This is a genomic window from Roseibium sp. RKSG952 (assembly GCF_009711355.1).
Window position 1 is genome coordinate 1 of the sequence record NZ_SMMF01000436.1, and the last position, 992, is coordinate 992.

Below are 992 nucleotides of genomic sequence, written 5' to 3' on the forward strand. Positions count from 1 at the left end.
GAAGGGGTTTGCCGCGCTTCTGGATCATCCTTGAGAAAATCACATTCCACTGATGCCAGATAAAGTAACTCTGCCGCCGTGTCCCACTGCGGTCCCGGTTCTGACCACGCCAGGAACTGCCAACCATCCTCCGCCGCGCGCAGGATGGCGTCCTCGTACGAAGTCGCAAAGACCCCGTCCGAGCGCATCTGGGCTATCGATTGAGACACCCTGCCCATGGACAGCTTCGACCCCATACAGGCGCAGACGTAGTCGATCGACTTAGCCATGTTCCCCGCGATCGGATCGCCGCAATAATCCCGCTTCAATGACTCGAGCGCCCGGGCGATGTCATCGAAGGCTCCAAAGTCGCCCGCGGCCGCGAGCTTGAACGCCTTCTTCACGCCTCCGTACTGATAGAGAAGCTCGTGTTGAACAAGCTGCCGACCCTCCCTCATGTCCGAGATGTTTTTCAGCAAACCCCGGCCAAGCATGACCGCCTGGCGCGACGCGAGCTTCCGAGGCCACAGATACGGATCGACCAGAACTTCCATTGACGGGATGTCCTGCTCTATCGCGGTGACGAGACGCTCCAGACTGCTGTAGTCGAAGAAGGAACCCCGCGTCTTGCAGGTCCCCGACATTCTCTTCAAGATGTCCAGAACGGCGGTTTTCTGATGAGAGTCAAGGTCCTGAACCCCCTTCTTGATCACCTTCGACTGTCCGGCCCACATCAGCCAGTTCGACATACTCGGAACGTTTCTTCCGAAATCCCCCCGAGCCGCCGAATCCGAAACCGTCCCCGAACCGTTGTCCGTCATGTCTCCCCCTGAATGCTCCGAATGTCGCCTATTCCATTTTGCCCTTCGGCGGACCTCGCGGCAAATCCCTGAAAGAATTCGAATCGCCAGAGGCCAAACCTCCGACGAGATCTCAGGACCGATGTTAGCGCTGCGGTGAAAACTTAACGTCTTCCCCGCCCTATTACGCAAAGGGCGTTCTTTGGTCGCCGT

Annotated in this window: 1 protein-coding gene; it reads right to left on the reverse strand. The window is 58.1% G+C overall.

Annotated elements, in window-relative coordinates; all coding sequences use genetic code 11:
- The coding region (locus E1297_RS01425) for a hypothetical protein (RefSeq protein ID WP_155132959.1) at positions 1-800 on the reverse strand (800 nt) is incomplete at its 3' end.
- Positions 801-992 lie beyond the last annotated feature (192 nt).